The 3135-nt window shown below is 52.2% G+C and carries 3 protein-coding genes and 1 pseudogene; 3 read left to right on the forward strand and 1 reads right to left on the reverse strand.

What is annotated here, in order from left to right:
- A partial coding sequence (gene sufU / locus DBO31_RS08560) for a Fe-S cluster assembly sulfur transfer protein SufU (RefSeq protein WP_150824940.1) occupies positions 1–278 on the forward strand: 278 nt, incomplete at its 5' end.
- Positions 279–441: 163 nt separating this feature from the next.
- Here the strand turns inward: sufU and lgt are convergent.
- A complete protein-coding gene (gene lgt / locus DBO31_RS08565; protein WP_150824941.1) occupies positions 442–1236 on the reverse strand; it encodes a prolipoprotein diacylglyceryl transferase in 795 nt (264 codons plus the stop codon).
- A gap of 116 nt (positions 1237–1352) precedes the next feature.
- Here lgt and DBO31_RS08570 point away from each other — a divergent pair, with 116 nt between their 5' ends.
- Both DBO31_RS08570 and DBO31_RS08575 read left to right on the forward strand, forming a co-directional pair.
- Positions 1353–2900 carry a glycosyl hydrolase family 18 protein gene (locus tag DBO31_RS08570; protein WP_150824942.1) on the forward strand — a complete coding sequence of 516 codons (1548 nt, stop codon included), beginning with the start codon at positions 1353–1355 and terminating at the stop codon, positions 2898–2900.
- Between the two features lie 74 nt (positions 2901–2974).
- A pseudogene (locus tag DBO31_RS08575) lies at positions 2975–3135 on the forward strand (leucyl-tRNA synthetase); the annotation flags it as partial.

Genomic DNA, 3135 nt, shown 5'->3' on the forward strand with positions numbered 1-3135 from the left:
TCAAGGATGCCGCCTATACAGGCCATGGCTGTGCTATCAGTCAGGCTTCGGCTGATATCATGATTGACCTCATCAAGGGCAAGACCGTCGAAGAAGCGCTGCGCTTGGTCAACCTCTTCCTGGAAATGATTAAGCGGGAAGTGACCGACGATGACAAGCTGGAAGAACTGGAAGATGCCATTGCCCTCAAGAACATCTCCAATATGCCGGCCCGTGTCAAATGCGCCGTCCTGGCATGGCATACGCTGAAAGATGCCCTGGAACGGGAAGAAAAGTAGTGGCTAGCAGCTAGCATTTAGCAGTCAGCGGCTGACTGTTAGCAGTGCTGTATATGAAAAACAGGCTGTTCCATTAAGCAAATTTGCTTAATGGAACAGCCTGTTTTGGCATTTACGTGATAAGTCAGACAGCCAGTATCAAATATCAAATATCAAATATCCATCATTTCTGCATGGCATCTCCAGTGTCCCGGCTTCCTTTCCACTGGAGGATGATGAAGGCGATGAGAGCGATGGCGAAGGCGATGACGCTGGTCATCTGGGCTGATTTCAGGCCCAGTGTCAGGTTGATGTAGTCGCCACGGAGAAATTCCAGGAAGAACCGTTCGATGGCGTAGAGCATGACGTACAGGCAGAATACCTGCCCTTTCTTGTGAGGAAAGGCGCTGTAAAAGAGGAGGAGGACAAAAATCAGGATATCTCCCTGTCCTTCCCAGACTTCAGCCGGCCAGAGAGGCTGGTTCCCATACGTATGGTAGGCCAGAGTCGTATCGGGGTAAACGATGCCAAAATTCCCGCCCGTAGGATGACCGAAGGCGTCGCCGTTCATGAGATTGGCCATGCGGCCGACGGACTGGCCCAGGATGATGGCCGGTGCCAGGAGATCGGCAAAAGCCCAGGTGTCGATGTGATGATACTTCGTGTAGAGGATACCGGCAATGGCTCCGAATAAGAGGCCGCCCTGGATGGCCATGCCGCCCTGCCAGACGTAGGGGATTTCCGTGAGATGATTGTGATAATAGGCCCAGTCAAAAAAGAAGACATCCCACAGCCGGCCGCCGACGATGCCTGACAGGCCGCAGTACATGGTAAAGTCGAAGATATGGACATGCCAACCGCGTCCGTCCCTCTTCATGATGTAATATCCCGTGATGCCAGCCGAAATGATTCCCAGCATAAATAACAGACCATAGGCCCGGATTGGGAAGGAACCGATAAAAAATAAGTATTGATGCATAAAAAATGCCGCTCCTTTGTGATATAATGAAGACTGCTGCAATGAACACAGCTGATTCATTATACAACAGAGGCGGTCATTAGGGAAGCCGTACTCAACGATGAGGAGAACATACCATGCATAGACATAACATAAAAAAAATCTGCCTTGCCGCATTCCTGACCTGTGCGGCCACTACCGGTGCCTGGGCTGCGCCGAAAGGGGAAAGCCCGGCAGGAAAAGCAGCCGATCCCGTTTTTACCGTCCCGGTCGTGGAAAATCCCATTTCCAATCAGAATATCAGGGACCTGCAGATTGTAGAAGATGGCCGGCGATGGCTGGTCAGTGACAAGGCACTGCAGCAATACGGCATCTATCCCAACCGGTCAAAGAAAGGGCAGTACTGGTTCCGCCTTCCCGCTGCTGATGATGGAAGGGAATTGTGGAAGGACCGCAATGTGAGCCTGACCCTGCCCGGCGCAGAAAGCAAAGAAGGCCGCAATATCAGCATTTCCCATGTACGCCGCCCCCTGGGCATCAGCTATGTCCTCGAACCGGATCATATGGAACTGCTCCCGGCAGCGCGGCAGGAACGGTCTGCCCTGGAACTGCGCCAGCAGCCTCTGCCTGAAGGAGAAGTCATGAAAAAATATGGCCGCGACGCCCTGGGCATGGTGCTGCTTTGGGATCCGGTCATGGATGAAAACGCCCAGGTACCGCCCCTGCGGACGAAGCAGCCCGTCGTATCCCCCTGTGCCTTCCGTATCACCAAAGACGGCGTCCTCCTCAGAAATCCCGATTTCGATACGCTTATCATGGAATGGAAAGCCAAAGGATACGCTGTCTGGCCGCTGGTCGATAATAACTTCAATCCCGGCCAGACCCACGACATACTGAGCCGGAAAGAGCTGCGGGAACAGCTTATCAAGGAACTCATCGGCTATGGCATCCTCTATGAATTTTCCGGGTATAATATTGATTTTGAAAACGTCAACTACGGCGATAAAGACCTGCTTACCCGGTTTGTCGGCGAATTTTCCGACGCCGCCCGGGCGTATGGCCTGAAAACGTCCATCGATGTGACGCCTCTTTCGGACAGCCCCAACTGGTCCCTCGTGTACGACCGGGCGGCCCTGGGACAGAGCGTCGATTACGTCATGCTCATGGCTTATGACCAGGTGGGCCGCACCAGCCCCGTGCCGGGCCCGACGGCCACATACCCGTGGGTGCAGACGGCCATACAGAATACGCTGAAATTCGTTCCCGCCCATAAAGTCGTCCTGGGCATGCCTCTTTACATGCGGATTTGGTATGAAGCAGACGATGGTAAAGACCTTCCCAAAGACATAGAAAGCTGGCCTGAATCTGTCAAAGCAACTGCCCCCCCGGCAGGTACGGCAAAGGCAAAATCGAAATTATTCGTCCGTACCCTTACTTTGGCAGACAGCCACCGCGTCCGCGAAAAATATGCCTCTTCCATCACCTGGAATGCGGACTTGGGACTGTATTACCTCGATACCCGCCTTCCCAAGGGGAGACTGCGCATCTGGTTTGAAGATGAAAAGTCTCTCAAAGAAAAAAAAGACCTCATTCACACCTATCAGCTGGCCGGGGCTTCCTTCTGGCGCAAAGGCTTTGAACCGGAAAACTTTTGGCACGGATTTGCAAAACATGAATTGACTTGACGTTACAACCCCTTTATAATAGAAAGGTCAACAACCTTACCTTCTATTTTATTTGCGACGTGGGGGGTCGAAGAATGGAAAAATATATTCCACAAGAAATAGAAAAGAAATGGCAGAAAATCTGGCTTGATAATAAAGTAGATAAATGCCCGGACGAAAGTGACAAGCCCAAGTACTACGTACTGGAAATGTTCCCGTATCCGTCGGGCAATCTGCATATGGGCCATGTCCGCAA

The organism is Megasphaera sp. DJF_B143 (assembly GCF_900320625.1).
GTDB lineage: Bacteria > Bacillota > Negativicutes > Veillonellales > Megasphaeraceae > Megasphaera > Megasphaera hexanoica.

Excerpts from the sequence above, each read along its gene's own strand:
- DBO31_RS08570 (WP_150824942.1), top strand. The coding sequence starts at position 1,353 with ATGCATAGACATAACATAAAAAAAATCTGCCTTGCCGCATTCCTGACC.
- lgt (WP_150824941.1), bottom strand. The coding sequence starts at position 1,236 with ATGCATCAATACTTATTTTTTATCGGTTCCTTCCCAATCCGGGCCTAT.